The sequence below is a fragment of the Stenotrophomonas sp. 89682_Sma genome (assembly GCF_056481405.1).
On sequence record NZ_CM151147.1, the window covers coordinates 958,716 to 984,672 of the forward strand.

Annotated in this window: 21 protein-coding genes and 6 tRNA genes; 16 read left to right on the top strand and 11 right to left on the bottom strand. The window is 66.4% G+C overall.

Translation table 11 applies throughout. The features are described from left to right. Positions 1 to 176: 176 nt before the first annotated feature. On the top strand, positions 177 to 1,430 hold the full coding sequence (locus ACZK29_RS04330; RefSeq protein WP_049430308.1) for a zinc-dependent metalloprotease: 1,254 nt from the start codon (positions 177 to 179) through the stop codon (positions 1,428 to 1,430). A 54-nt stretch (positions 1,431 to 1,484) separates the two neighbouring features. Here the strand turns inward: ACZK29_RS04330 and lpxH are convergent, their stop codons facing one another. The 9 genes from lpxH to ACZK29_RS04375 form a co-directional block, all read right to left on the bottom strand. Continuing rightward, positions 1,485 to 2,231 carry a UDP-2,3-diacylglucosamine diphosphatase gene (gene lpxH, locus ACZK29_RS04335; RefSeq protein WP_478446713.1) on the bottom strand — a complete coding sequence of 249 codons (747 nt, stop codon included), beginning with the start codon at positions 2,229 to 2,231 and terminating at the stop codon, positions 1,485 to 1,487. Positions 2,232 to 2,298: 67 nt separating this feature from the next. Next, on the bottom strand, positions 2,299 to 2,838 hold the full coding sequence (locus ACZK29_RS04340) for a phosphatase PAP2 family protein (protein ID WP_005408251.1): 540 nt from the start codon (positions 2,836 to 2,838) through the stop codon (positions 2,299 to 2,301). Next, positions 2,819 to 3,964: a glycosyltransferase family 4 protein gene (locus ACZK29_RS04345; RefSeq protein WP_106550082.1), complete on the bottom strand. Its 1,146-nt coding sequence runs from the start codon at positions 3,962 to 3,964 to the stop codon at positions 2,819 to 2,821. Before ACZK29_RS04345 ends, ACZK29_RS04340 begins: the two co-directional genes overlap by 20 nt. 143 nt (positions 3,965 to 4,107) lie before the next feature. Continuing rightward, entirely contained in the window at positions 4,108 to 7,032 is a 2,925-nt protein-coding gene (locus ACZK29_RS04350) for a TonB-dependent receptor domain-containing protein (protein WP_478446714.1), read from the bottom strand. Between the two features lie 397 nt (positions 7,033 to 7,429). Then, entirely contained in the window at positions 7,430 to 8,956 is a 1,527-nt protein-coding gene (gene ppx / locus ACZK29_RS04355) for an exopolyphosphatase (RefSeq protein WP_106550085.1), read from the bottom strand. 394 nt (positions 8,957 to 9,350) lie between these two features. Continuing rightward, positions 9,351 to 11,438: a polyphosphate kinase 1 gene (gene ppk1, locus ACZK29_RS04360; protein ID WP_111202607.1), complete on the bottom strand. Its 2,088-nt coding sequence runs from the start codon at positions 11,436 to 11,438 to the stop codon at positions 9,351 to 9,353. A gap of 4 nt (positions 11,439 to 11,442) precedes the next feature. Continuing rightward, a complete protein-coding gene (phoR, locus tag ACZK29_RS04365; RefSeq protein ID WP_111202608.1) occupies positions 11,443 to 12,774 on the bottom strand; it encodes a phosphate regulon sensor histidine kinase PhoR in 1,332 nt (443 codons plus the stop codon). Positions 12,775 to 12,880: 106 nt separating this feature from the next. Further along, positions 12,881 to 13,570 carry a phosphate regulon transcriptional regulator PhoB gene (gene phoB / locus ACZK29_RS04370; protein WP_005408258.1) on the bottom strand — a complete coding sequence of 230 codons (690 nt, stop codon included), beginning with the start codon at positions 13,568 to 13,570 and terminating at the stop codon, positions 12,881 to 12,883. A gap of 116 nt (positions 13,571 to 13,686) precedes the next feature. Then, on the bottom strand, positions 13,687 to 15,339 hold the full coding sequence (locus ACZK29_RS04375; RefSeq protein WP_459048026.1) for a M48 family metalloprotease: 1,653 nt from the start codon (positions 15,337 to 15,339) through the stop codon (positions 13,687 to 13,689). 147 nt (positions 15,340 to 15,486) lie between these two features. On the opposite strand from ACZK29_RS04375, the gene grxC reads away from it, so the two are divergent. The 6 genes from grxC (at position 15,487) to ACZK29_RS04405 (ending at position 20,235) form a co-directional block, all read left to right on the top strand. Beyond that, positions 15,487 to 15,777 carry a glutaredoxin 3 gene (gene grxC / locus ACZK29_RS04380; protein ID WP_049400919.1) on the top strand — a complete coding sequence of 97 codons (291 nt, stop codon included), beginning with the start codon at positions 15,487 to 15,489 and terminating at the stop codon, positions 15,775 to 15,777. Continuing rightward, positions 15,774 to 16,166: a carboxymuconolactone decarboxylase family protein gene (locus ACZK29_RS04385; RefSeq protein WP_106550087.1), complete on the top strand. Its 393-nt coding sequence runs from the start codon at positions 15,774 to 15,776 to the stop codon at positions 16,164 to 16,166. Before grxC ends, ACZK29_RS04385 begins: the two co-directional genes overlap by 4 nt. Positions 16,167 to 16,492: 326 nt before the next feature. Further along, entirely contained in the window at positions 16,493 to 17,497 is a 1,005-nt protein-coding gene (locus ACZK29_RS04390) for an isocitrate dehydrogenase (RefSeq protein WP_099551263.1), read from the top strand. Positions 17,498 to 17,742: 245 nt separating this feature from the next. Then, positions 17,743 to 18,486, top strand: coding sequence for a cysteine hydrolase family protein (locus tag ACZK29_RS04395; protein WP_164147299.1), 744 nt, complete (start codon positions 17,743 to 17,745; stop codon positions 18,484 to 18,486). A gap of 53 nt (positions 18,487 to 18,539) precedes the next feature. Further along, positions 18,540 to 19,448, top strand: a complete 909-nt coding sequence (locus tag ACZK29_RS04400) for a LysR family transcriptional regulator (protein ID WP_164147298.1) — start codon at positions 18,540 to 18,542, stop codon at positions 19,446 to 19,448. 25 nt (positions 19,449 to 19,473) lie between these two features. After that, entirely contained in the window at positions 19,474 to 20,235 is a 762-nt protein-coding gene (locus ACZK29_RS04405; protein WP_111204897.1) for a sulfite exporter TauE/SafE family protein, read from the top strand. Between the two features lie 3 nt (positions 20,236 to 20,238). Here ACZK29_RS04405 and ACZK29_RS04410 read toward each other — a convergent pair whose 3' ends face one another. Then, complete coding sequence (locus ACZK29_RS04410) at positions 20,239 to 20,859, bottom strand: flavin reductase family protein (RefSeq protein WP_164147297.1); 621 nt, start codon at positions 20,857 to 20,859, stop codon at positions 20,239 to 20,241. A 95-nt stretch (positions 20,860 to 20,954) separates the two neighbouring features. Next, positions 20,955 to 21,713: a Bax inhibitor-1/YccA family protein gene (locus ACZK29_RS04415; RefSeq protein ID WP_478446715.1), complete on the bottom strand. Its 759-nt coding sequence runs from the start codon at positions 21,711 to 21,713 to the stop codon at positions 20,955 to 20,957. 180 nt (positions 21,714 to 21,893) lie between these two features. Here ACZK29_RS04415 and ACZK29_RS04420 point away from each other — a divergent pair. The 9 genes from ACZK29_RS04420 to tig all read left to right on the top strand — a co-directional run bounded on the left by ACZK29_RS04420 (position 21,894) and on the right by tig (position 25,884). Continuing rightward, positions 21,894 to 21,970 (top strand) — tRNA-Pro (locus ACZK29_RS04420). Positions 21,971 to 22,009: 39 nt separating this feature from the next. Beyond that, positions 22,010 to 22,086 (top strand) — tRNA-Arg (locus ACZK29_RS04425). 175 nt (positions 22,087 to 22,261) lie between these two features. Then, positions 22,262 to 22,338, top strand: a tRNA-His gene (locus tag ACZK29_RS04430). A gap of 79 nt (positions 22,339 to 22,417) precedes the next feature. After that, positions 22,418 to 22,493: transfer RNA gene (locus tag ACZK29_RS04435), tRNA-Lys, on the top strand. 215 nt (positions 22,494 to 22,708) lie between these two features. After that, positions 22,709 to 22,784: transfer RNA gene (locus ACZK29_RS04440), tRNA-Lys, on the top strand. Positions 22,785 to 23,056: 272 nt separating this feature from the next. Next, positions 23,057 to 23,362 (top strand): hypothetical protein, encoded by a 306-nt coding sequence (locus ACZK29_RS04445; protein ID WP_111204891.1) that lies wholly within the window; start codon positions 23,057 to 23,059, stop codon positions 23,360 to 23,362. 126 nt (positions 23,363 to 23,488) lie between these two features. Continuing rightward, positions 23,489 to 23,573: transfer RNA gene (locus ACZK29_RS04450), tRNA-Leu, on the top strand. A 162-nt stretch (positions 23,574 to 23,735) separates the two neighbouring features. Then, positions 23,736 to 24,296 carry an OB-fold protein gene (locus ACZK29_RS04455; RefSeq protein ID WP_111204889.1) on the top strand — a complete coding sequence of 187 codons (561 nt, stop codon included), beginning with the start codon at positions 23,736 to 23,738 and terminating at the stop codon, positions 24,294 to 24,296. Positions 24,297 to 24,588: 292 nt separating this feature from the next. Next, complete coding sequence (gene tig, locus ACZK29_RS04460) at positions 24,589 to 25,884, top strand: trigger factor (RefSeq protein WP_106550097.1); 1,296 nt, start codon at positions 24,589 to 24,591, stop codon at positions 25,882 to 25,884. The last annotated feature ends 73 nt before the right edge of the window (positions 25,885 to 25,957 follow it).

Consider the following 25,957-nt stretch of genomic DNA (forward strand, 5'->3'; position numbering starts at 1 on the left):
GGCGAAGTGTAATGACGCTTTTGACCTCACTGAACGCAGATGCGGTTGATCACAGTTCCTGATTTTCATTCCCATTTTCTATTGAATTCACACGACCCACGCAGGCCATATGGCCAAACCCGGCAAACCCGGGGGTGCTGCATCAACGCTGTTCACATCATTCAAGGAGCGACGCAATGTTGTCCAGATCGATTGGCAAAGCGGCAGGTGGCCTCGTATTGGGTTTGTCGGTGGCGGCGGCCGCGCATGCGGCACCGTTGTTCGAACCGGTAACGGTCATCAGCCGGGCATCGGCCAACAGTGAGCCTGCACTCGGCAAGCTGCTGGCCACCCCGTCCACGGCGACGGTGCAGGAAGTACGTGTCGACGCGGCGGCTACGGCACAGCCACAGCTGGAATTCGAGCTGCTCGGCAAGCGGGTGCAGGCGGTGCGCAGCAAGGTCGAGGCGCTGCCCGATGGTGGCAGCATCTGGTACGGCCAGTTCCGCTCACCGTCCGACCGGTTGACCGCCGCCACCTCCAATGGCCAGGACGATCCGGGTAATTCGTTGATCCTGGTGCGTTCGGGCGACACCATCACCGGTTCGATCCGCAAGGACGGCAAGCTCTATCGCCTGCGTCCGCTGGGCAACCGCCACGTGCTGGTGGAAGTGGACGAATCGCGGATGCCGGCCGATCACCCGGCCGATTACAACCAGCTGCCGAAGATCCCGATGGCCGACAACGACCACATCGGCATCGCGCAGGCTTCGTCGGGAACGCCGGCGACCATCCGCGTGCTGGTGGTGGCGACCAATGCCGCGGTCACTGCCTATGGCGGCAACATGCAGTCGCTGGTGCAGCTGGCGGTGGCCGAGTCCAACCAGGGCTACACCAACAGCAACGTTGGCCTTACCCTGCAACTGGCCGGTTACGAGACCACCAGCTACACCGAGTCCGGCAACTTCACCACTGATCTAACCCGCTTCCGCGGCACCAGCGATGGTTTCATGGACAGCATCCACACCAGCCGCAACAACACGGCGGCCGACGTGGGTGTACTGCTGATCAACAACAGTGCCTACTGTGGCCTCGCTTCGGGCATTGGCTCTACCGCATCGACCGCGTTCGCAGCGGTGTACTGGGATTGCGCGACCGGGTACTACTCCTTCGCGCACGAGATCGGCCACCTGCAGAGCGCGCGGCATGACATCGCCACCGACTCCAGTACCTCGCCCTACGCCTATGGCCACGGCTACCGCTATGAACCGGCCACCGGCACCGGCTGGCGCACGATCATGGCCTACAACTGCACCCGCAGCTGCCCGCGCCTGAACTACTGGTCCAACCCGAACATCAGCTACAACGGCATCCCGATGGGCAACGCCAGTACCGCCGACAACCAACGCGTGCTGGTCAACACCAAGGCCACCATCGCGGCCTTCCGCTGAGTCCGTACGGTCCGCGGCCGCCTTGCGCGGCCGCGGATTTCCTGCCGACGGGAATTACCCGCGGGCGAGGGTATCCAGCGACCAGCCGCTGGCATCCACGCGCAGTACCGAACCCTGCTCGTACCAGTCGCCCAGCACGATGCGGGTGCAGGCGCGGCCACCGACCTGCAGCGAGTGGATCGCCGGACGATGGGTGTGGCCATGGATCATGGTGTCCACGCCATGGCGCACGAAGGTGGCATCGACTTCGGACGGAGCCACGTCGGTGACGGTCTCGAACTGCGCGCGATCACCCTGCTTCATTTCCGACTGGCGGGCCTGGCTGGCTTCGCGCGCCTTCTGCGCGAACGCGATACGCGCGGCCAGCGGCTGTGACAGGAACTGTGCCTGGAACACCGGGTCACGCGTCTGTGCACGGAACTGCTGGTAGGGAATGTCATCGGTGCACAGCAGGTCACCGTGCTGCAGCAGCACCGGGCGACCGTAGAGGTCGATCATGCACGGGTCGGGCAGGATGCGCAGGCCGGCACGGCGCGCGTAGTCCTCGCCAAGCAGGAAGTCACGGTTGCCGCGGATGAAATACACCGGCACGCCGCTGTCGGACAGCACCTTCAGTGCATCGGCCACCGCGTCGGAGGCGGGCGAGGGCGTGTCGTCGCCGATCCAGGCTTCGAACAGGTCGCCGAGGATGTACAGCGCATCGGCGCCGGGCGCCTGCTCGCGCAGGAAGCGCAGGAACAGGTCGGTGATCTCCGGACGGCTGGGGTCCAGGTGCAGGTCGGAAATGAACAACGTGGTCATGCGGCCATTCTAGGACATCCATCGCCGGGCATGGCCCGGCGCTACCGAACGGATCTGACCCCGGGGGCTACACCGGCAACGGCAACCAGGCCAGGCTGGCCGAGGCCAGCCCGATGGCGATGCCGGTGGCGGCCAGCACGTCGGACGGGTAGTGCAGGCCGAGTACCACCCGCGACAGCGCCACGCCCGCCGTGAATGGCACCAGCAGTGGCGCCAGCCACGGGTAATAGGCCAGCGCCACGATGGTGAACGACACCGCGTGCAGGGTATGCCCGGAGGGGAAACTGAACTCGTCCAGCGGTGCCACCCAGGCGCGGATGCGCAGGTCGGCGGCATACGGGCGCGGGCGCCGGGTCCAGCGCTTGAGGCCCTTGTACAGCAGCAGCGCGGCCAGGCCAGTGGCGGCCATGTGCACGGACGCGCGCAGGCCGTCGAAGCCATCAAGCAGCACCAGGGCGCCCATCAGCACATACCAGAACACGCCATCGCCGAGCCGGCTGATGACCGCGAACAGGCGGCGCACGCGGCGGCGGCGGCAGTAGTGGTTGGCCCGCCGGCACAGGCGTGCTTCGCGGTCGGCCAGCAGTTCAAGCCGCGTTGTGCGCATGGCCGGTCCTCCGCGACTGGGCCAGTTCGGCCAGCAGGGCGTCGAATTCCGCCACCACCTGCTGCGGATGCAGGCGCTTCATGGCGCGTGCGGCGTTGCTGCCCAGCACGTGGCGCTGCGCGTCATCCGCGGCCAGTTGCACGGCCGCTTCGATGAACTGCTCATCGTTGTCCACTGCGGCGCCATTCTCGCCATTGCGCAGGTACTCGCGCGCAGCGCCGTAGTCGAAGGCCACCGTTGCCACGCCGCTGGCCATGCTTTCAAGGGTCACGTTGCCGAAGGTCTCGCTGCGGCTGGGGAACAGGAACAGATCGCCGCTGGCGAAATGACGTGCAAGGGCTTCGCCGCGCTGGATGCCGCAGAAGATGAAGTCGGGATTCTCATGCGCCAGCTTTTCGCGGGCCGGGCCATCGCCCACCCACACAAAGCGCGCCTTGGGACGGATCTGCTGCAGCCGGCGGAAGGCCTTCACCGCCAGCCCGAGGTTTTTCTCCGCAGCGATGCGGCCGACGTAGATCGCCACCAGGCCGTTGCCGTCCACGCCCCACTCTTCGCGCAGGGCAGGGTCACGACGGTTCGGATCGAACTGCTGGCTGTCGACCGCGCGCGCCAGCAGGCGTACGCGTTCGAAGCCCTGTTCGCCGAGGAACTGCTGCAGTTCGCGGGTGGGTACCAGGGTTGCATCGGCCTGGTTGTGGAAGCGGCGCATCCAGCGCATCGCGGCGGCCTGCAGCCAGGCCACGCCGTAGTCGGGCAGGTACTCGTCGAAGCGGGTGTGGAAGCCACTGGCGACCGGGATGCCGAGGCGCCGTGCGGTGCGCACCGCCGACCAGCCCAGCGGGCCTTCGGTGGCGACATAGACGGCATCCGGGCGTTGCTGCTGCCAATGACGGCCGAGCCGGATCGGTGCCGGCATGCCGAAGCGCAGGCCGGGGTAACGCGGCAGGGCGGCACCGGGAACCAACAGGGTGCCCGGGGCGGAGTCCAACGCTTCGTTGGCCTGGCGGGGCCGGATCAGGTCGATCTCATGGCCGGCGTTGCGCAGTCCCTGCTCCAGCCCCTGTACGGTGAGGGCAACGCCGTTCACTTCCGGCGGATAGGTCTCGGTGACGATGGCATAGCGCATGGCGGGCCTCCGGGTTTCCGGCATGCTCGGGCCTGGCGATGTAGCCGATGTGACCGCTTTGCGACCGGCAGATGACGCGGCCGGGAGGCCCACGCCACCACGGCCCCGAAGGGCCGTGGTGGGCACCGCGCATGGTGCTTGGATCAGAACCGCTGCTGGTATTTCATGTAGATGAAACGGCCGATGTCGAAGCCGCCGTAGTAGGAGAAGTTGGAACTCGGCTGGCTGTACATGGCCGGGCCCTGGCGGCCGAACACGTTGTTGGCACCGATCGAAACGGTGGCGTCCCACGGCAGGTTGTAACGCGCCTGCACGTCATGGAAGGTGACCGATCCACGACGGTTGTAGTCGCGCGTACCGCTGAACCATGGCGCACGCTGGTCGGGGTGGGAACACTCGTTCGGATAATCCTCCGCACCCAGGCAGCGTTCCTTGACCGCGGAGAAGTAGCGCAGGCCCCAGGTCAGGCCGAGATTGCCATGCTCCCAGCCCAGCGACGCGTTGGAGCGCACGCGGAAGCCGATGCCGCCGTTGGTGGCGATGCCATTGCTGGGGATGGCCGGTACGCCGGCTTCGTTGGTGGTCTTCTCTTCGGCGTTGACCACATAGGTGGTCTTCCAGTCGGCGCTCAACCTGCCCCAGCGGGTTTCGATCTTGTGGCCGATCTCCAGGTCATAGCCTTCTGCCTGGCGGAAGCCGCTGTTGCGGTTGCCGAAGTTGAGCTTGTTGACGATGCCCAGTTCCGGGTCGCGGGTGAAGCTGCTGCAGCGCTCCGCAATGCCCAGCTCGTAGCAGTCGCGGAGGATGTCATTGGGATGGTCGGAAACGATGGTGTTGTCGATGCGGATCTTCCACCAGTCCAGCGCGATGTGAAGTCCTTCGGCGAACGTCGGGCTCCAGACCAGGCCCAGGGTGCGGCTGGTCGAGGTTTCCGGCTGCAGGTCGGGATTGGAGCCGTTGGTGAAGGGCAGGGGCGTCTGCCCACTGCTGCCGGTGATGGGTTCATTGCCCTGGCCGAGCTGGCGGTAGGTGTCGGCATTGGCGATGTCGGCGGCACAGCGTGCGCGGACCTCGGCACTGCTTGCGGCTGCGCCATGGACCGTATCGCAGGGATCGCGGAAGCCGGTGGTGAAGGTCTCCGAGCCGCCGCCGTACAGGTTGGCGATGGTCGGCGCACGGAAGCCCTGTGCCCAGGTGCCGCGGACCAGCAGCTGATCGATCGGCTTCCAGGTGAAGCCGAACTTGCTGTTGAGGGTTCCGCCGAAGGTGGAATAGTCCGAGTACCGCGTCGCCGCGCTGAGGGTCAGTTCGCGGGCGCCGGCGAGGTCGCGCAGCACCGGCACGCTCAGTTCCAGGTAGGCCTCGTCGACGCGGTAGCCGCCACCGGTGGGGCCGGCAGCCAGGTTGGTGGTGGCACCGGTCTGCGCCAGCGCATCCGGGATGAAGCGGCCATCCTCGCGGCGGCTCTCGGCACCCACGGCGAAGCCCAGCTCACCGGCGGGCAGGCTGGCAAGGCTGCCGCTGAGGTTGGCGAACAGGTTGCGGGTGGTGGTGCGGCCGCGGGTGAGTTCTTCCGGGAACAGCCAGTCCTGAAGTTCCGTGTTGCCGGTCAGGCCATAGGGATCATCCTGGCCATACGGAACCAGCGGGTTCCAGGGTTTGCAGCCTGCGATCGGCGCTTCCGGCGTTCCGCATTCGACCTTGCCGGTTGCAGGGTTGTAGAACGAAGGACCGGTGGCATCGGCCACGCGCTGCTTGTGCAGGTTGCCGGTGGCGCGCTGGGTCAGCTCACTGCGGTTGTACTGGTAACCCGCTTCCCAGTCGAAGTCGCGACCGCCGAATTCGAAGTTGCCCTCGAATGCCGCGACGGCCTGCCAGGTGGTCAGATCGCTGGTGCTGACGCGAGGAATCTCCCAGGTACGACGGTTCCAGTGCACATCGCTGGGCGTGTCGTAGCCGTGATGGCTGCCGAACGGATTGAACCAGCTGTCGGCCGACATCGGGGTGATGCCGGCTGCGCCGGACTGGAAAGGGTAGCCGGCGATCTGACGCGTGGTGGTGCGCCGGTTGTAGGCCAGCTGGGTGTTGAAACGGACCTGGTCGTTCAGATCCACACGCGCATCGACGAAGATCGAATCGCGCTTGATCGGCGTCTGCAGATGCATCTGCTCGTTGCTGTTGCTGACATCACCGGTGAACGGTGTGTTGTCGCTGAGGTGGAAGCTGTCCGGTCCACCCGGCTGGCTGCCGCGGTCGAGCGAATAGCTGCAGCCACGGCTGTTGCTGCAGCCGGGGCCCTTGAAGCCGGTGATGCGGCCCCACTGGCCGACCGTGGTCCAGCCGTCATCCGCGTGGCCGTCGGTATAGGTATAGGCACTGAAGCCGCGGTCCCTGGCCCAGACGCCCTTTTCTTCGACATGCTCGGCAGCAATGCTGATGGAAGCACGGTCATTGGACCAGCCGGCAACCACGTCGTACTGGGTACGGGCACCGTCGCCTTCACTGTATTGGCCGTGATAGACGTTGGCGGTTACACCCTGAACGTTGCGCCGGGTGATGATGTTCACCACGCCGGCCATCGCGTCGGACCCGTAGATGGCCGAGGCACCATCCTTGAGCACTTCCATGCGTTCCACCGCAGCGGCGGGAATGCTGGAGATGTCCTGGTACCCAGAAGTGGTCATGCCCAGACGCTTGCCATTGACCAGCACCAGGGTGCGCTGCGCACCGAGGCCACGCATGTTCACGTAGCTGCCACCGGCGGTTTCGCCAGCGCTCAACGGGCTGGCGCGGCTCAATGCCGGACTGCCGGTCGCGGTCAGGTTCTGCAGGATGTCGGCAACGGAGTTGAAGCCCTGTCGCTCGATGTCGGCGCGGCTGACGGTCAGCACCGGCTGTGCGGTTTCCAGGTCGACCTGGCGGATGCGTGAGCCGGTGATTTCGATGCGGTCCAGCGTGGTGGCTTCCGGTGCCTGCTGCGCGAGTGCTGGAACGGCCAGGGTCGTGGTCGCCGTGATCGCAAGCGCACGACGGATCGCCAGCCCCAGTGCGGGAATACGGATGGTCATGGGTCTCTCTCTCTCTCAGTCTTCGAAGTCTTCGGTGCGCGGCCAAGCGGGCTGCGCCAACGCCACCGCAGGCGGTGGTTGTTCGAACCTAGTGAAGGAGGAGCGGGAGAGGTATGGGAAATGGACGAAATCGCCATGGCACGGCATGACGCTTCCGCACAAACCGGAAGTGAATCAATCGATTGATCTGATCGACGTGGGAGCGACGGACGAAGCATCCTCGCCTCGACTCTGGACTGAAAGCGTCATGGCAATTGCAGGGAGCGACAACCTGCGCAGAAACAGAAAAAAACCACGGCCCCGAAGGGCCGTGGTCGTAGAGCTTCAACAGCTTGTCGAACACGCGCGGAAGAGGCCTTTGGCGACGCGTTCTGACGCGCCGCCCTGGCAGTAGGGATCAGGCCACGAACGGCCGGAACTGGATGCCGAGGCCAGCGAGGCCGTCGGTCTCGCCGATCAGGTCGGCGCGGAGCAGCGGGCGGGCATCGATGAAGGCCTGCGGCACGATCAGCGACAGGCGGTTGTCGTCGGCGGTCAGCTCCAATGCCGGCAGCGGATCGTCCTCGTGGGCACGGTTGAGCAGTACCGCCAGGCGCAACAGGGCGGCCAACCGGCGTGCGGTCAACAGCAGGCGCTCGGGCAGGGCGTCGAAGGCGGTCTTGGTCACGCTGCGGCGATGGCTGCGTACCAGTGCGGCCAGCATCTGCTGCTCCTGCCGCGAGAAGCCGGCGATGTCCGAGTGCTCCAGCACGTAGCTGCCATGCACGTGGTAGCCGCTGTGGGCAATCATCAGGCCCAGCTCGTGCAGGCGCGCGGCCCAGCCGAGCATGCGTGCGTCGTCGGCATCGAGCTTCCAGCGCTCCTGCACCTGCTCCAGCAGCGACAGCGCGGTGTCCTGCACGCGGTCGGCCTGTACCGTGTCGATGCCGTAGCGCTGGCTGAGCGCGGCCACCGATTCGTCACGCAGGTCGTTCTCACCGGCGCGGCCGACGATGTCATACAGGATGCCTTCGCGCATCGCCGCCTTGCTGACCAGCAGTTTCTGCAGGCCCAGCGCCTGGAAGGCCGCTTCCAGCACCAGGATGCCGCCGGCGATGATCGGGCGGCGGTCGCTGGACAGGCCCGGCAACTGGATGTCGTCGATCTTCTTGGCCTTCAGCAGTTCGTCGCGCAGCTGGGGCAGGGCCTCGGCGGTGATCGCGCCCTTGCTCAGCTTCATCGTCGCGCAGATCTCGCTGATCGCCTTGTGCGTGCCCGAGGAGCCGAGCGCTTCCTGCCAGCCCAGTGCGCGGTACTTGCTGGCAAAGGGCTGGAACTCGCGGCCGATCTCGGCCAGCGCATCCTTCCAGCGCTTCTTGCTCAGCTTGCCACCCGGGAAGAAGCGGCGGGTGCTGGCGATGCAGCCGGCCTGCAGGCTCTCGCGCTCCAGGGTCTGCATGCCCATGCCGATGATGAACTCGGTGGAGCCACCGCCAATGTCGATGACCAGGCGGCGCTGGCCGGGCTTGGGCGGTTGCGCGTGGGCCACGCCGAGGTAGATCAGGCGTGCTTCTTCGCGGCCGCTGACCACTTCAATGGCATGCCCCAGCGCGGTTTCGGCCGGGACCAGGAACGACTGCGGCGAGCGCAGCTGGCGTACGGTGTTGGTGGCCAGCGCGCGTACCCGGTGCGGCGGCACATTGCGGATGCGCTGGCCGAAACGGGCCAGGCATTCCAGCGCGCGCTGCCGTGCAGCGGCGGAGAGGCCACCTTTGCCATCCAGGCCGTCGGCCATGCGCACGGTCTCGCGCAGGCGGTCGATCACCCGCAGCTGGCCGAGCGTGTAGCGCGCGATGACCATGTGGAAACTGTTGGAGCCAAGGTCGATGGCGGCCAGCAGGTCGCCATCCTGCAATGCGGGCGGAGTCGTAGTGGTATGCGGCATGGGCGAATGTTAGCCGAAGGGGCGGTGTGCTCGTCACCGCGCGGCCTTCACATTTTGGAAGAGGGGAGTGCGGCAGGTCTGCGCCCTGCACCTGCGGTAGTGCCGGCCGCTGGCCGGCAACAGCAGGCTATCCGTGGGATGGCGGGGTGGGTCCGGCTGCGGGGGGCGCTGCAAGTACGTCCATGCAAGCTCGGTCGCGCTTGCTCGTGTGCGCTGTCGTGCGCACACGGCAAGACCGGGGTTGGGCGTCCTGCCCAACCCGCCCGAGGCATGCCTCGGGCCCATGGCGCTCACGCCCCCGCAACCGGACCCACCCCGCCTTCGACAGTTCGCTGCGATCTGCCGGACGGCGTCGCTGCGGTTGGTAGGTGTCGACCTTGGTCGACACACCGGGTCACAGCCCCTGCATCAATGCCATCTGCGCAGAATGTGGGGCTTCGTCGTGGGCCGGGGCACGCTTGTGGTAGATGCCGTCGGCATCCAGCTCCCAGGCGTTGAGGTTGTCGTCAAGGTAGTTCTGCAGGACTTCGCGGTAGACCCGCTTGGCCAGCTCCGGGTCCAGGATCGGGAAGCAGGTCTCGACCCGGCGCAGCAGGTTGCGTTCCAGCCAGTCGGCACTGGCGCAGTACATCTCCGGCGCGCCGTCGTTGCCGAACCAGTAGACGCGGCTGTGCTCCAGGAAGCGGCCGACGATCGAGCGCACGCGGATGTTGTCCGACACACCCGGCACGCCCGGGCGCAGGGTGCAGGCGCCGCGGATGATCAGGTCGATCTGCACGCCCGCCTGCGAAGCGGCGTACAGCGCGCGCACCACCTGCGGTTCGTTCAGGGCGTTCATCTTGGCGATGATCCGCGCCGGGCGGCCAGCGGCGGCGATGCGCGTTTCGCGCTCGATGCGGCCGAGGATGCCGGTGTGCAGGGTGAAGGGCGACTGCAGCAGGCGCTTGAGCTTCATCTTCGAGGCCAGCCCGGACAGCTGCTGGAACAGCAGGTGCACGTCGTTGCCGATGTCCGCATCGGCGGTGATCAGGCTGATGTCGGTGTACGCGCGGGCAGTACCACTGTGGTAGTTGCCGGTGCCCAGGTGCACGTAGCGGCGCAGCTTGCGGCCCTCGCGGCGCACGATCAGCAGCATCTTGGCGTGGGTCTTGTAGCCGACCACGCCGTACACCACCTGTACGCCGGCTTCCTGCAGGCGATCGGCCAGGCCCAGGTTGGCTTCTTCGTCGAAGCGTGCGCGCAGTTCGACCACCACGGTCACGTCCTTGCCGTTGCGTGCGGCCTGGATCAGCGCATCGACAATCAGCGAATCCTTGCCGGTGCGGTACAGGGTCTGCTTGATCGCCAGCACGTTGGGATCGACCGCCGCCTGCCGGATCAGGTCCAGCACCGCGGTGAAGGCATCGAACGGGTGATGCAGCAGCAGGTCGTGGCGCGCCACTGTCTCGAAGATGCCGTCGCTGTCGCGCAGCGTGCGCGGGGTCATCGGCGGGTACTTCAGGTCCGGCTGCGCGATCAGGTCGTACAGCTGGATGATGCGGTTGAGGTTGACCGGGCCGTCGATGCGGTACACCGCGTTCTCGGTCAGGCCGAAGTTCTGCAGCAGGGTGCGCACGATGTCGCGCGGCATGTCCTGCGCGATTTCCAGGCGCACCGCCGGCCGGTAGCCGCGGTCGACCAGTTCGTCGCGCAGTGCCAGCGCCAGGTTCTCCACTTCCTCCTCGTCCACCACCAGCTCGGAGTTGCGGGTAACGCGGAACTGGTAGGCACCCTGGACTTCCATGCCCGGGAACAGCTCATCGACGAAGGTGGACAGCACCGACGACAGGAACACGAAGTTCTGCGATCCGCCGAGCTTCTCCGGCAGCTGGATGATGCGCGGCAGCGAGCGCGGCGCGCGCACGATGGCCAGGTGGCCGGCGCGGCCGAACGCATCGGTGCCTTTCAGCACCACCACGATGTTCAGCGACTTGTTGAGGATCTTCGGGAACGGATGCACCGGGTCCAGGCCCAGTGGCGACAGCACCGGCATGATCTCGTTGCGGAAGTAGGCGCGCAGCCAGCGCTTCTGGCGGTCGGTCCAGGAATGGCGGCCGAGCACGCCGATGCCGGCCTCCATCAGCGCCGGGCGCAGCGTCTCGTTCCAGCAGCGGTACTGCTGGTCCACCAGTTCCGCGGCGCGGTCGTGGATGGCATTGAGGATGGCCTGCGGGCTCATCCCGTCCGGCGCCGGCGGCAGGCCGAACTCCTGCGCGTGGCGGACGGCGGCGGCACGGATCTCGAAGAACTCGTCCAGGTTGGTGCAGGAGATGCACATGAAGCGCAGGCGTTCCAGCAGCGGCACCTGCGGATCCATTGCCTGGGCCAGCACGCGGAAGTTGAAATCCAGCTGCGACAGTTCGCGGTTGATGTAGAGCGCCGGGTCGCGCAACGGATCATTGTCCGGGCTCACGGGGAGGGGGAGGGATCCGAGGCTGCTCATGGCGTCATTCTTCGATGGAAGTCAGGGGGGCGGACTCGCGCGGGCGCACGTGGTCGGCATCGAAATGGCAGGAAAACACCGAGCCCTTGCCGACCTCGCTTTCAATCTCCAGCCGCGCGTGGTGCAGGCCGAGGATGTGCTTGACGATGGACAGGCCCAGGCCGGTACCACCGCTTTCGCGGGAACGGCTGCTGGAGACGCGGTAGAAACGTTCGGTCAGGCGCGGCAGGTGGGTGGCCGGGATGCCGTAACCGGAATCGCGCACCGCCAGCACCGCGCCGTCGCCGTCGCGGCGGAACTCCACCGCGATGCGGCCACCGGCCGGGGTATAGCGCACCGCGTTGGTCACCAGGTTGGAGAAGGCGCTGTGCAGTTCCTTGGTCGAGCCCTGCAGGTCGACACCGGCGAGGTCGTCGATGCTGATCTGGTGACGGCCCTGGCTGTGTGCCTCGGCCTCGCGGCGCAGTGTCGCCAGCATCGGCTGCATGGCCACGGTCTCTTCCTCGCTGTGTTCCTGCGATTCGAGGCGCGACAAGGTCAGCAGGTCTTCGACCAGCTGGGCCATGCGCTGGCTCTGCTTGCGCATTTCTTCCAGCATCGGTCCGGTTCCCGGGAAATCTTCCGGGTCCATCATGTCCAGGTAGCCGTGGACCACGGTGAGTGGCGTGCGCAGCTCGTGTGAAACGTTGGCGACGAAGTCGCGGCGCACCTGTTCCAGGCGCAGCAGCTTGCTGACGTCGCGGGCGATCAGCAGCCAGTAGTCCGACGAATAGGGAATCAGGCGCAGGTTCAGGCGGATCGCAGGATCGACCGGCGAGGGCACGTCCAGGATCGGTTCGGCATTGCGGCCGCCGGCCAGCCAGTGGGCAAGCGGCATCGGCTGCAGGCGTTCGACCAGCGCCTCGCCGAGGTCGCCCGGATGATGCAGGCCGAGCAGGGCGGTGGCCGCTTCGTTGAACCACTGCACGCGCTGGCTGTTGCGGTCCAGCACCACCACGGCATCGGGCAACGCGGCGGCGGCGGCGCGGTAGCTGCGCAGCATGTCGAGCAGGCGGCGCTTGCGAACGCGCATTTCCACCTGGTTGCGGTACAGCAGGCGGTCCAGCTCGTTCCACACGCCGGTGCCTTCCTCGGCGGTGTCCCAGCGCTGGCGCGCGGTCAGCCGGCGCAGCACGCTGCGCAGCCGCCAGTAATGCCAAGCCAGGGTGGCCAGCGCGCCCAGCGCGACGCACAACCACAGGTGACCCGTGAACCACCCCACCAGTCCGGAGAACAGCAGTACCGCGGCAACGGTGGCCAGGGTCTTCAACCAGGCAGAGCGGATGTGGCGGGGCATTGCGATCTCGTCGTTGAGGTGCGGCGGTTCACTGGGGCGAACCGAGGGTTATAGCAGAGTTGCCGGCACCGGCACCCGCAGGTGCGCGGTGCCGGCACGACGAGACTCAGGTGGCAGTGGAGAAGCGGTAGCCGGCGCCGCGCACGGTCTGCACCATGTTCTCGGCGTTGAACGGTTCCAGCGTCTTGCGCAGGCGGCGGATGTGCACGTCGATGGTGCGCTCCTCCACGTACACGCTGCCGCCCCACACATGGTCCAGCAGCTGGGCGCGGGTGTAGACGCGCTCGGGGTGGGTCATGAAGAAGTGCAGCAGGCGGTATTCGGTCGGGCCGATCGGCACCGGCTGATCGTTGGCGAACACGCGATGGGCGGCGCCGTCGATGCGGATCGGGCCCACCGCCACGCTGCCGTCTTCGTCGTCCTCGCGGGCACGGCGCATGACCGCACGGATGCGGGCCAGCAGTTCGCGCGCCGAGAACGGCTTGACCACGTAGTCGTCGACACCGGCTTCCAGGCCACCGACGCGGTCGTTCTCTTCACCGCGGGCGGTCAGCATGATGATCGGCACTTCGCGGGTCAGCGTCTCCTTGCGCCAGCGGCGGGCCAGATCCAGGCCGCTGGTGCCGGGCAGCATCCAGTCCAGCAGGATCAGGTCGGGAACGCGGTCGGCGATCGCGGTCTGGGCCTCGCGGGCATCGCCGGCGTGGACCGGTTCGTAGTCGCCCTTGCGCAGGGCGAAGGCGACCATTTCACGGATCGCGGGCTCGTCATCGACGATCAGGATGCGTTTCTGCACGAGGACACCGTAGGGCTCGGTTACTGGAGTGGTGCCAGTAGACTACGGTTTGATGACATGTTTGTGACTGCCTGGCCGGAACCGGTCGGGATTGCCATCGACCGGTCATGCAGCACTCAGCGGCGGTCAAGGTCCGGGTCCTGCACGCCTTGGCGGCGCAGCTCCAGCACGGTGGGGGTGATCGCCTCGATGCGTGCATCCACCCGTGCCCGGCCCACGTAGTCCAGCGCCGGGTTGCGCTTGAGCGCCTGCAGCTGCATCAGCGACTGCTCCGGGCGGCCGCTGAGGAAGGCGGCCTCGGCATAGGCCTCGCTGGCGCGCACGCTGTCACCGGCCAGCTCGCTGGCACGGGCGTATCGCTGCTGGAAGACCGGATCGTTACCACTTTGCGACAGCAGGGGCCGCAGCATGGCCTGCGCGCGCTGGCCGGCCTCGCGGGTGCCCTGTTCGTTCAGGATCTCGGCGTAGGTCAGGGCCACGGGCCGGCTGTTGGGGTGCTCGCGCAGCAGCTGCTCGAAACGGGTGTTGGCCTGCGCGCCCAGTCCGGCACGCGATTCGGCTTCGCCCAGGCCCAGTGCCAGCCACAGGTTGTCCGGGCGGGTCTGCAGCAGGCCGGCCAGCGTCTGCCGGGCCTGCGTGGCACCGCTGCGGCCGCCGCGCATGACCGCCAGCGCCTGGCCATAGCGCTGGGCGTCGTTGAGGCCGTCCTTCTGCCGCTTGGCCATGTCCGCGTATTCGCGCTCCAGCTCGGCGGTGGAATCGGCGCTCAGCACCCGCAGGCGCTCGCGTGCCCACTCGAAGTCGCCGCTGGCGCCACGGGCCAGCTGGCCGACCGGAATGCGCAGCACGCTGCTGGGCAGCAAGGGGTTGTTTCCGCGCAGCAGCGGCTCGGCCAAGCCCGGGTCGGCCGGATTCACCCGTTCCTTGCGCTCGCCGCTGGGGGTGCTGGTGGTCAGCAGCACCGTATCCTTCTTCATCTGCTCGGCGCGGGCCTTGGCCTCGCTGATGCGGGTGATGTTGACCGGGTGGGTGCGCAGGAACTCGGGCACGCTGTAGCCGCCCTCGTTGCCACGCATCGCCGCCGACATGCGCTCGAAGAAGCCGGCCATCGCGTCCACGTCATAGCCGCTGCGCGACAGGGTGCGGATGCCGAGGCGGTCGGCCTCCGATTCGTTGGAGCGGGTGTAGTTGATCTGCCGCTGCTGCATCAGGCCCATGCCCGAGCTGATCGCGGCCATGGTCGCGTTGCCCGAGGAGGTGCTGTTGCTGGCCTGGGCAGCCACCACCGCAGCCAGCATGCCGAGCAGGATCGGAATCTGGTCGCGCTGGGCGCGCTCGACCCCGCGCAGCACGTGCTGCTGGGTGACGTGGGCGATTTCGTGGGACAGCACCGCAGCCACCTCATCCTCGCGTTCGGCGGTCAGCACCAGGCCGGCATTGACCCCGATGTAGCCGCCCAGCGTGGCGAAGGCGTTGATCTGGCGGTCCTTCATCACGAAGAAAGTGTAGGGCTGGCGCGGCTGGTCGCTGTTGGAGCCAAGCCGGGTGCCCATGGTCTGCAGCCAGTCGTTCACCAGCGGGTCGTCCAGCAGGTAGCCGTAGTTGCGCAGCTCGCGCAGCATCATCGCGCCGTACTCGGCCTGGCGTGCCGGGGTCAGCAGCTCGCCGGCCGAAGAGCCGATGTCGGGCAGCTTCTCCTGGGCCTGGGCCTGGGCCAGTGGCATGGCCAGGGCCAGGGTGAGGGCGGAAGTCAGCAGCAGGGCTCGCAAGCGGAAGGTCCTCGGGCAGGGCGCGCCAAGCCAAGCGTGGCAGGGCAGGGGGCAACCATTCGTTAATCCACAGTGTTGCGGCGGTGGCGTGGAAATTCCAGCGCACCGGTACCATATGTAGACCGTCGATCCATCGTGGAGTTTCCCGTGACAGCCCAGACCGCCGGCGGTGCCCCCGCCATCACCATCTATTCCACCGCCGTCTGCCCGTACTGCGTGGCCGCCAAGAACTTCCTCAAGAGCAAGGGCCAGCAGTGGACCGAGGTCCGCATCGACCTGGACCCGGTCGAGCGCGAGAAGATGATGGCGCTCACTCGCCGCACCAGCGTGCCGCAGATCTTCGTGGGTGATGTCCATGTCGGCGGGTACGACGACATGATGGCCCTGCACCGTGAAGGCAAGCTCGAGCCGCTGCTGGCCGGGCAGGGCCAGGCATGAGCGCGGGCGACGACGGCAGCAAGGACCGCATCGCCGAGTTCACCGAGTTCCGCAAGCGCATGAACGAGCGGATCCTGGGCGAACCGAACCAGGTGGTGCGACGCTTCTTCGCGCTGGACACGCAGACCTACCAGGCCGGCGCGCTGGACGTGAAGACCAAGGAACTGCTGGGCCTGGTGGCCTCGATGGTGCTTCGCTGCGACGATTGCATCAGCTACCACGTGGCCCAGTGCAAGGACGCCGGGGTGACCCGCGAGGAGTTCTTCGAGACCTTCTCGGTTGGCCTGGTGGTCGGCGGCTCGATCGTCATCCCGCACCTGCGCCGCGCGGTCGACTTCCTCGACCAGCTCGAAGGTGGCGCCGCCGCCCCGGCAGCCCACGAGCACTGAGGGGTAGTGCCGGCCGCTGGCCGGCATCGCCTGAATCCGGCATGGCCGGGGTTGCCGGCCAGCGGCCGGCACTACCGGGCCCGCGAGGGGGCCTGTCCCGCGATCCAACAGCCCCAGGAGCCCCCTTGTTGTTCAAGGGGGCGCGCCGACAGGCGCGGGGATAAGGTGGAATGCGCGGGCAATTCTGCCTGAGCCGGGGACTGGGACCATGGTCTATTTGGGACCTCGGCCCCGGCTCAGGCATAATTGCCGGTGAAACTTCCTTTGCGCCGGCGTTTCCGGGCACGTCCGGACGGCGTTTTTCCCCCTGTTCGGAACATCGATCAATGACGCAGAAAATTACGGTCATCCGCGGCGACGGCATTGGCCCGGAAATCATGGACGCCACCCTGTTCGTGCTCGACCAGCTGAACGCTGGCCTGGAGTACGAAGACGCCGACGCCGGCCTGGTGGCCCTGGAAAAGCACGGCGACCTGATGCCGGCGGTGACCCTGGAATCGATCGCGCGCAACAAGGTCGCGCTGAAGAGCCCGCTGACCACCCCGGTCGGTGGTGGCTTCACCTCGATCAACGTCAGCCTGCGCCGTCACTTCGACCTGTACGCCAACGTGCGTCCGGCCCACACCTTCCCGAACACGAAGTCGCGTTTCGACAACGTCGACCTGATCACCGTTCGTGAGAACACCGAGGGTGCGTACCTGGCCGAAGGCCAGGAAGTGTCGGCCGACGGCGAAACCGCCTTCTCCGGCACCCGCATCACCCGCAAGGGTTCCGAGCGCATCGTGCGCTACGCCTTCGAGCTGGCCCGCAGCGTCGGCCGCAAGAAGGTCACCGCCGTGCACAAGGCCAACATCATCAAGTCGACCTCGGGCCTGTTCCTGAACGTCGCCCGTGAAGTGGCCGCGCAGTACCCGGACATCGAGTTCCAGGAAATGATCGTCGACAACTGCTGCATGCAGCTGGTGATGCGTCCGGAACAGTTCGACGTGATCGTTACCACCAACCTGTTCGGCGACATCATCTCCGACCTGTGCGCCGGCCTGGTGGGCGGCCTGGGCCTGGCCCCGGGTGCCAACATCGGCAAGGACGCGGCGATCTTCGAAGCCGTGCACGGCACCGCGCCGGACATCGCCGGCCAGGGCAAGGCCAATCCGTGCGCGCTGCTGCTGGCTGCCGCGCAGATGCTGGACCATATCGGCCAGCCGGAAAACGCCGAGCGCCTGCGCAAGGCCATCGTCGCCACGATGGAAGCCAAGGATTCGCTGACCGGCGACCTCGGCGGCACCGGTACCACCATGAGCTTCGCCAAGGCCATCGCCACCCGCCTGTAAGCGGCCGGTCGACCTCGGTTGGATCCACAGCGGGGCGCCTTCGGGCGCCCCGTTGCGTTTACGTTCGGGTTGAGCAACGCCATGCGTGGATGACCGGGCGCTTTCGCTCGCAGCCACCCATGGGGTGGCTCTACCGGGCGTGGTCTGTGCGTAAATCGCACAGATCATGTGCCGCCACGCGGCTGGTTCGTGCGCCTTTCGCTCCGCATCCTGTACCCCACACCCGCCGCACAGGAACCCGCACCATGAACCTCACCACCTTCGGCCTGGCCAGCCTGATCGGCATGGCCGCCACCGCCCCCCTCGCCGCTTCCGAGCCGTCCCACCCCACCATCCGCCACATGGCCGGCGCACCGGTGGTGGCCTCGCTGGATGCCGCGAAGACCGCGGTGCTGGTCATCGACTTCCAGAACGAGTATTTCGACGCCAGCGCCGCGCCCGGCTTTGCTGGTGGCCGCATGGTCGTCCCTGACGGCGTGGGCGCGCTGCGCCAGGCCAAGCGGATGGTCGAGTTCGCCGATGCCAACGGCATCCGCGTCATCCATGTGCAGCACGTGCTGCCGGCCGGTGCGCCGTTGTTCGCGCAGGGCAGCATCAATGCCGCCTTCCACCGCGACCTGCTGCCGCGCAAGGGTGAGACCGTGGTGCAGAAGGACAACGTAAGCGTGTTCGCCGGCGCCTCGGCCGCTGTGCTCGATACCGTGCTGAAGGACGCCGGCATCGACACCCTGATCGTCACCGGCCTGCAGACCCATGCCTGCGTGGCCGGTGCCGCCCGCGACGCTGCCGCCGCACCGCGCGGTTATCGGGTGATCGTGTCGTCCGATGCGACAGCCAGTCGTGATCTGGATCTGGCCGGCGGCCAGCGCATGGATCATCGCGCGCTGCACCAAGCCTCGCTGGCGCAGATCGAAGACACCTTCGGAGATGTCATGCGTACCGATGCGATCCTGGCGCTGCCGGTGCGCAAGGCCGGCGACGGCGCTTGATAAGCTGGCGGGGCCCACACGCCGTGGGCCCCGCCAGGTGGAGTTGCCCGCTGATGGATCATTTCGCTGCCCTGCGTGCGCTGCGCGCCATCGTCGACGAAGGCAGCTTCACCGCTGCGGCCGAACGCCTGGGCACGACCCATTCGGCGATGTCACGGCAGCTTCGGCAACTGGAAGACCACCTGCAGGTGCGCCTGCTCGATCGAAACAGCCGCCGGCTGTCATTGACTGAAGCCGGACGCGATTACTACCGGGAGGCCGGTGCGCTGCTCGATCGTCTGCAGGAGGCGGATGACCGCGCGCGCGCAGGACAGGCCCAGCCCAGTGGCTCAGTGCGGATCAGCGTGCCGCAGGTGGTCGCCAGCCAGGAGTTGCCACAGTGGTTGCCGTCGTTCCTGCAGCGTTACCCGCAGGTCTCGCTGGATCTGTCGGCCGATGATCAGCTGGTCGATGTCGTGGGCGGTGGTTTCGACCTGGCCCTGCGCATCGCGCGTGCGTTGCCGGACAGCCAGCTGGTCGCACGTGAACTGGCCCGCTGCCCGCGCATCCTGGTGGCCGCGCCAGCCTATCTGGCCCGGCACGGACTGCCGCGGCAGGCGGCCGACCTTGCGCAGCACACGCTGCTGGGGTTCAGTCCCACGCCGTCGATGCTGCCCTGGCAGCTGCAGGGGCCGCGTGGTGCCAGCATGAACATCGAGGCTGGCCAGCGCCTGCGCGTGGATGCCACGCCGGCGCTGTATGCCGCCGCGCTGGCGGGAATGGGCATCAGCCTGTTCACCGCACTGACGGTGCAGGAAGACCTGCGCGCCGGTCGTTTGATCCGTGTGCTGCCGGCCTGGCATGCGGGGCAGCGACGCTACTTCGCGCTGTATCCGCATGCACGTGCGCTTGCCCCCAAGGTGCGCGCGCTGGTCGAGCACCTCGCGGCGCACTACGCTGCACAGGTGGGCGCGGCAGGGTAGTCGTGCCACTGCAACCGAGGTGGTGATGGAGTCGGTGTATCTGCTGGTCGCACTTGGCGCGATCGTTGCCGGGTTCGTGCAGGGGCTGTCGGGTTTCGCCTTCGGGATGGTGGCGATGTCGTTCTGGGCATGGGGGCTGGAGCCGCGACTGGCGGCCACACTGTCGGTGTTCGGCGCGCTGGTCGGCCAGCTGGTGGCGGTGTTCACCGTGCGCCGCGGCTTCAACCTGCGCCTGCTGCTGCCCTTCGTGCTGGGTGGGTTGGCCGGCATTCCGCTGGGCGTGATGGTGCTGCCGCAGCTGGACATGGACTGGTTCAAGGCGTTGCTGGGCGGCTTCCTGGCACTGTGGTGCCCGGTGATGCTGATGGCGCGCTCGTTGCCGCAGATCACGATCGGAGGGCGCGTGGGTGACGCCATTGCCGGTATGGCCGGTGGCGTGCTCAGTGGCATCGGTGGCTTCGCCGGGCCGGTGCCGACGTTGTGGAGCACGCTGCGCGGCTTCGGCAAGGACGAGCAGCGCGCGGTCATCCAGAACTTCAACCTGGCCATGCTCGCGGTGACCATGGCCACCTATGTCGGAAGTGGCCTGGTGACGCGGCAGATGCTGCCGTACTTCGCCATCGTGGCGCCGGCCATGCTGGTGCCGACCCTGCTGGGCGCGCGGGTCTACATCGGTATCAGCGAGACGCGCTTCCGGCAGGTCGTACTGAGCCTGCTGACCGCATCCGGCATCGCGTTGCTGGCCTCGTCGCTGCCGGCGCTGCTGGCGCGTGCGCCGGCAGCCTGAGGCTCAGGCCGGGCGGAACATGCGGAAGCGTTGTTCGGCGCCGATGCGGAAGTAGTCGGCGGGGCCGCCGCCGCGCAGGATCGGCGCCGCTGCAGCGGTGTCGTAGATGCCATTGACCAGCAAACGGGTGTCGATGTGCACTGCCACCACTTCGCCCAGCACCAGCCAGCCGTTGGTGTCCTGGCCGGCGGCATCGCGCAGGCGCACGATCTGGGTGCAGCGGCATTCCATGCTCACCGGACTCTGTGCCACGCGGGGTGGCGCGATCTGTGTGGAGGCCAGTGGCGTCAGCCCGGCCAGGGCGAACTCGTCGACCTCCGGCCCGACCGCACGACAGCTTTCGTTCATCGCTTCGGCCAGGTCGAAGGTTGCCAGGTTCCAGGCGAACTCACCGGTCGTTTCGATGTTGCGCAACGAGTCTTTGCGGCCCTGGCTGGAGAAGCCGATGATTGGCGGGGTGTAGTTGAACGCATTGAAGAAGCTGTACGGCGCCAGGTTCAACGTACCTTGCGCGTCGCAGCTGGAAATCCAGCCGATCGGGCGCGGGCCGATGATGGCGTTGAACGGGTCATGCGGCAGGCGGTGGCCTTCTGCCGGGCGGTAGCTGTGGAAGGTGTCGGTCATGGGGGTCTTGTTCCGTAGCGTCGAGCCTGCTCGACCTGCAAAAAAAAGCCGCGACCCTTGCGGATCGCGGCTTGTCGTTTGCGACATGGTTGGGCTCAGCGCTGCTGGATCTTCGACAGCAGGCGCAGGAACTCCACGTACAGCCAGACCAGGGTCACAATCAGGCCGAATGCGCCATACCACTCCATGTACTTCGGCGCGCGCTGGGCCACGCCGGTTTCGATGAAGTCGAAGTCCAGCACCAGGTTCAGCGCGGCCACGACCACCACGAACAGGCTGAAAGCAATGCCCAGCCAGCTGGAATCGTGGATCACCGGCACGTTGATGTTGAAGAAGCCGAGCACGAACGAGGCCAGGTAGAGCAGGGCGATGCCGCCGGTGGCGGCGACCACGCCCATCTTGAAGTTCTCGGTGGCCTTGATCACGCCGCTGCGGTACGCAAACAGCAGGGCGGCCAGGGTGCCGAAGGTCAGCAGCACCGCCTGGAACACGATGCCGGGGTACTTCATGTTGAACAGGGCCGACACGGCGCCCAGGAACAGGCCTTCGACCAGCGCGTACATCGGCGCGGTGACCGGCGACCATTCCTTCTTGAAGATGGTGATCAGCGCCAGCACCAGGCCGCCGATCGCGCCACCGATGGCGTACAGGCTCGCGCTGCCGGAAATCTGGCCGTACGCGTCGACCGACTGGCTCCAGGCAAACGCCGCGGTCAGCACGGTCAACAGCAGCAGGATGCCGGTCTTGTTGGCGGTGCCGTTGAGGGTCATCACCTGGTCGGGGCTGGTCACCACCGAACCGCTGGCGAGGTCGAGGAAGGTCGACTCGGAAAGAGCCGGGTTGCCGCTGCGCATGCGTGTTCTCCGTGCGAATGAGGGGCTGGACGGCCATCCGGCCGACGACCGGGAGCATAGCCGATGGTTGCACGTGGTGCCCTGCCAGGCGTCGGGTGCGAGTCACCCGCGTTGACAGTTCATGATGCGCTTGGCCACAATGACCAGCTCCCCGGGCCTGGCCCGAGGGGATTGCAAGACCGGGGTATAGCGCAGTCTGGTAGCGCGCCTGCTTTGGGAGCAGGATGTCGGGGGTTCGAATCCCTCTACCCCGACCAATCCCACATCACGTCGGATTGGACGCCGTTCCGGTTCGGGCGCCCGTAGCTCAACTGGATAGAGCACCGGCCTTCTAAGCCGGCGGTTACAGGTTCGATTCCTGTCGGGCGCGCCATTGGCGAGGCACTGGGATCGCATCGGCGGATGTGAAGAAGTGCTTGCAAAAGCGTAAAGACTCCACCAGAATATCGGACTCGCTTCGGCGGACCGGAACTTCGGTGACAGTCCCCAGGCAAAGGTTTGAAGTTCCAGCGCCGGCTGATATCGGCGGGGGAGCAAAAGTTTCAGTGGTGGCTGTAGCTCAGTTGGTTAGAGTACCGGATTGTGATTCCGGTGGTCGGGGGTTCGAATCCCCTCAGCCACCCCACTGATTCACCCGCATCGGCGCTGCCGAAACGGTATTGCAATAAACAGAATGCACGCTACAATGTGCGTCTGAGTTTCACGGGCCGTTAGCTCAGTTGGTAGAGCAGTTGACTCTTAATCAATAGGTCCAAGGTTCGAATCCTTGACGGCCCACCAAGACGGAAGCCACCTGGTACGCCAGGTGGCTTTTTTCTTATAAGTGTGACCGCATCATTTCGATGGATCACGCGCTGAAGCGCTCCGCCTGGCGGGGTTCTGCAGCAGCAGCGGGACCGCAGCGCTGGTTTCAACGATGTTGAAAAAAGTGCTTGCACCCACCGAGCGGATCGGGTCATAATTCGCGCCCCGATTTCGGGTCGCGCCCCGATTTCGGGCTGTTAGCTCAGTTGGTAGAGCAGTTGACTCTTAATCAATAGGTCCAAGGTTCGAATCCTTGACAGCCCACCAGACGAAAGCCACTTGGTCAGCCAAGTGGCTTTTTTCTTGCCCGTGGCCGGGCTGAGGGCGCCAAGTCGCTAAGCCGGTAGATCCACGCCATGCGTGGAGAAGGCGGAGGCCGCATCCACGCATGGCGTGGATCTACTGAAGCGATGATGAAACCGGGGTCACATGCGTCATCAGTGTTTTCAATGCTGTGCGCTGTTTCTCATCGCATCGCGTCCTGCATCGCACCCAATGGTTCTTCCGCGCCGATGGCGCATGCATGAAGGACGATCCTGATGGGTGATATCAATCGACTGCGCCCGGTGCTGTTGTTGCCGTTCGCGCTGGCGGCGCTCGCTGCCTGCAGCCAGCCCGGCGACCCGGCGCAGACCGTGCAGCGCGACACCGACGCGCTGCACGCTCCCGCCGCGCCAGTCAGTGAGGCGATGCAGATGCAGCCGACGGCGCCAGCTGAAGGCGTGACCCGGCCCGCGGCGGTGCAGTTGCGCAGGACCAGCGACGGGGGCGTTGAGATCCGCAAAGTGGACGCAGTGTCCGGGCACGGTGCCGACACGGCACTCGTTGAACCTCAGCAGCACTGATCCACAGCAGCACTGATCCACGGTCACTCCGGGCGGCGGCGGGTCGCCCGGAGTGACGGATTCAGCTTTGTGCAGGCCTTCCGCTTCCGGCCCCCGCCTGCGACAATGAACGCCTGTGCCGGCCACGCGAAAGTGGCGGAATTGGTAGACGCCCTGGATTTAGGTTCCAGTGCCGCAAGGCGTGGGGGTTCGAGTCCCCCCTTTCGCACCAGCCGAGGTGCGTCCATGGCCGGCCAGCCATTCCCCCTGCAATGCCACTGGCAGATGCCGCATCTGCCCATGTGTTGGCCAGCGGTCTTCACATAGTCGTTATACTTGTTGACCGCATCGCGTGGCCGGATTTGCTGCGCTTACAACAAGGAAGGGGGGATTCATGAAGAAGTTTCTGAAGTGGGCGATCATCGTGATCGTGGTCCTGTTCGTGGGCCTGATGGCACTCGGCATGCTGGTCGACGCCAACAAGACGCCTGAGCAGCGTGCAGCCGAGACCGCTGCGCGTGAGCAGCAGCGTACCGAAGCCGCTGCCGCCAGGGAGCAGGCCAAGGCCGACGCTGCGGCATCGAAGGAGCGCGCCAAGGCCGAGGCCGAGCAGAAGAAGCTCGAGGAAGAGCGTGCCGCGCTCGACGCGCTGCCGCAGGTGACTGTTGCCGAGCTGGCCAAGGCCTACGAGGAGAACACCGTTGCCGCCGACCAGAAGTTCAAGGGCAAGCGCTACCGCGTTTCCGGCACGGTGGACTCGATCAACACCGATCTGATGGGCGACCCCTACGTGAGCCTGCGCGCGGGCCTGTTCATCGAGCCGCAGTTCTCGTTCAGCCAGGCTCACCTGGAAGTCATCGGCACCCTGAAGAAGGGTCAGACCGTGAATCTGGTCTGTACCGGTCGTGGTGATGTCGGCAAGACGCCGATGTCCAAGGATTGCCAGGTCCTCTGACCGCGACGCTGTCCCGTACTGAAAAAAGGGCGCCAATGGCGCCCTTTTTTTTGATGTGTGTGGCCCACCATGGGGCGTGCCTGAACGTGGGGCGGGCTCGTCGGGCACAGGCGGAGGGTCTGCCGGGAGCCAGGTTCAAGCCCCCTTGACCGGCACGCGCTGGCAGTGCAGGCCGAATTGGGCGAAACTAAAGGGCTGCGGCAAGCAGGCGCGTCCCAGACGTCGTGTCCTTACAACCGTTTCATCCCAATCATCGAGCCGGGGGCGTGGGCCACCGGTGGCAGGAGTCAACATGCAAGCTTCGATCGAATCCACCGGCAACCTGGAACGCCGCCTGAGCTTCTCGCTGCCGGAAGAGCGTCTGCAGAGCCACATCGTCGGCCGCCTGGGCGAAATCGCCCGTACCACCCGCATCAAGGGCTTCCGCCCGGGCAAGGTGCCGGCCAAGGTGATCGAGCAGCGCTTCGGCGCGCAGGTCCGTGGCGAGGCGCTGGACGGCCTGCTGCGCGAAACCTTCGACGCGGCCGTGCGCGAGCACGACCTGCGCATCGTCGGCAGCCCGCGCATCGACAAGGGCGACGAGGGTGAGTTCTCCTTCGTGGCCACCGTGGAAGTGGTGCCGGACTTCGGCGACATCGACGTCAGCAAGCTGACCGTCGTGCGCCACAGCGCCGAAATCACCGACGCCGACATCGACCAGATGATCGAGAACCTGCAGAACCAGCGTCGTACCTGGGCCCCGGTCAGCCGTGGCGCGCAGGACGGTGACCTGGTCGCGGTGGAAACCTGGTCGCAGGCCGGCGAAGAGCGCCTGCCGGCCGAAGGCACCGAGAAGGGTTCGATCGTGCTCGGCCAGGGCATGATGTTCGAAACCATCGAAAAGGGCCTGGTTGGCCTGGCCAAGGGTGAAGAGAAGACCCTGGACGTCGAGTTCCCGGCTGACTGGCGCGTGCCGGTGCTGGCCGGCAAGACCGTGCAGGTCACCGTCAAGGTTGCTGAAGTCTCCGAGCCGGTCGTGCCGGCGGTCGACGAAGCCTTCATCAAGAGCTTCGGCGTGAAGGGCGGCGATGTGGAGCAGTTCCGCAGCGACATCCGCGCCAACCTGGAGCGCGAGCTGAAGGGCGCCCTGATGAACCGCCTGCGCCGCGAAGTCGGCGAGCAGCTGATCGCCGCCTACGCCTCGGTGGAAATGCCGCCGCGCCTGGTCGAGAACGAAGCCCGCGCCATGCTGGCCCAGCAGGTCGAGCAGATCCGCCGCAACGGCCAGAACGTCGGTGAGATCCCGGCCGATGCCCACGAAGGCTTCAAGGACGCCGCCGCCAAGCGCGTGCTGGTCGGCCTGCTGGTCGGTGAAGTGGCCCGCATCAACGACCTGCGCCTGGAAGCCAAGCGCCTGAACGAAACGATGCGTCTGATCGCTTCGACCTACGAAGAGCCGGAACAGGTCATTGAGATGTACCGCAACGACCCCCAGCTGATGTCTGGCCTGCAGAACCGTGTGATGGAAGAGCAGGTGATCGACTGGATCGCCGAGCGTGCCCAGCACACCGAAGAGAAGCTGTCGTTCCAGGACGCGATCCGCCAGTAAGCCCGGGCGGATCACCGGATGCCCCGCGCCTTTGCCGGCGCGGGGTTGTTGCCCCCCAAGATAGGTACCTCAC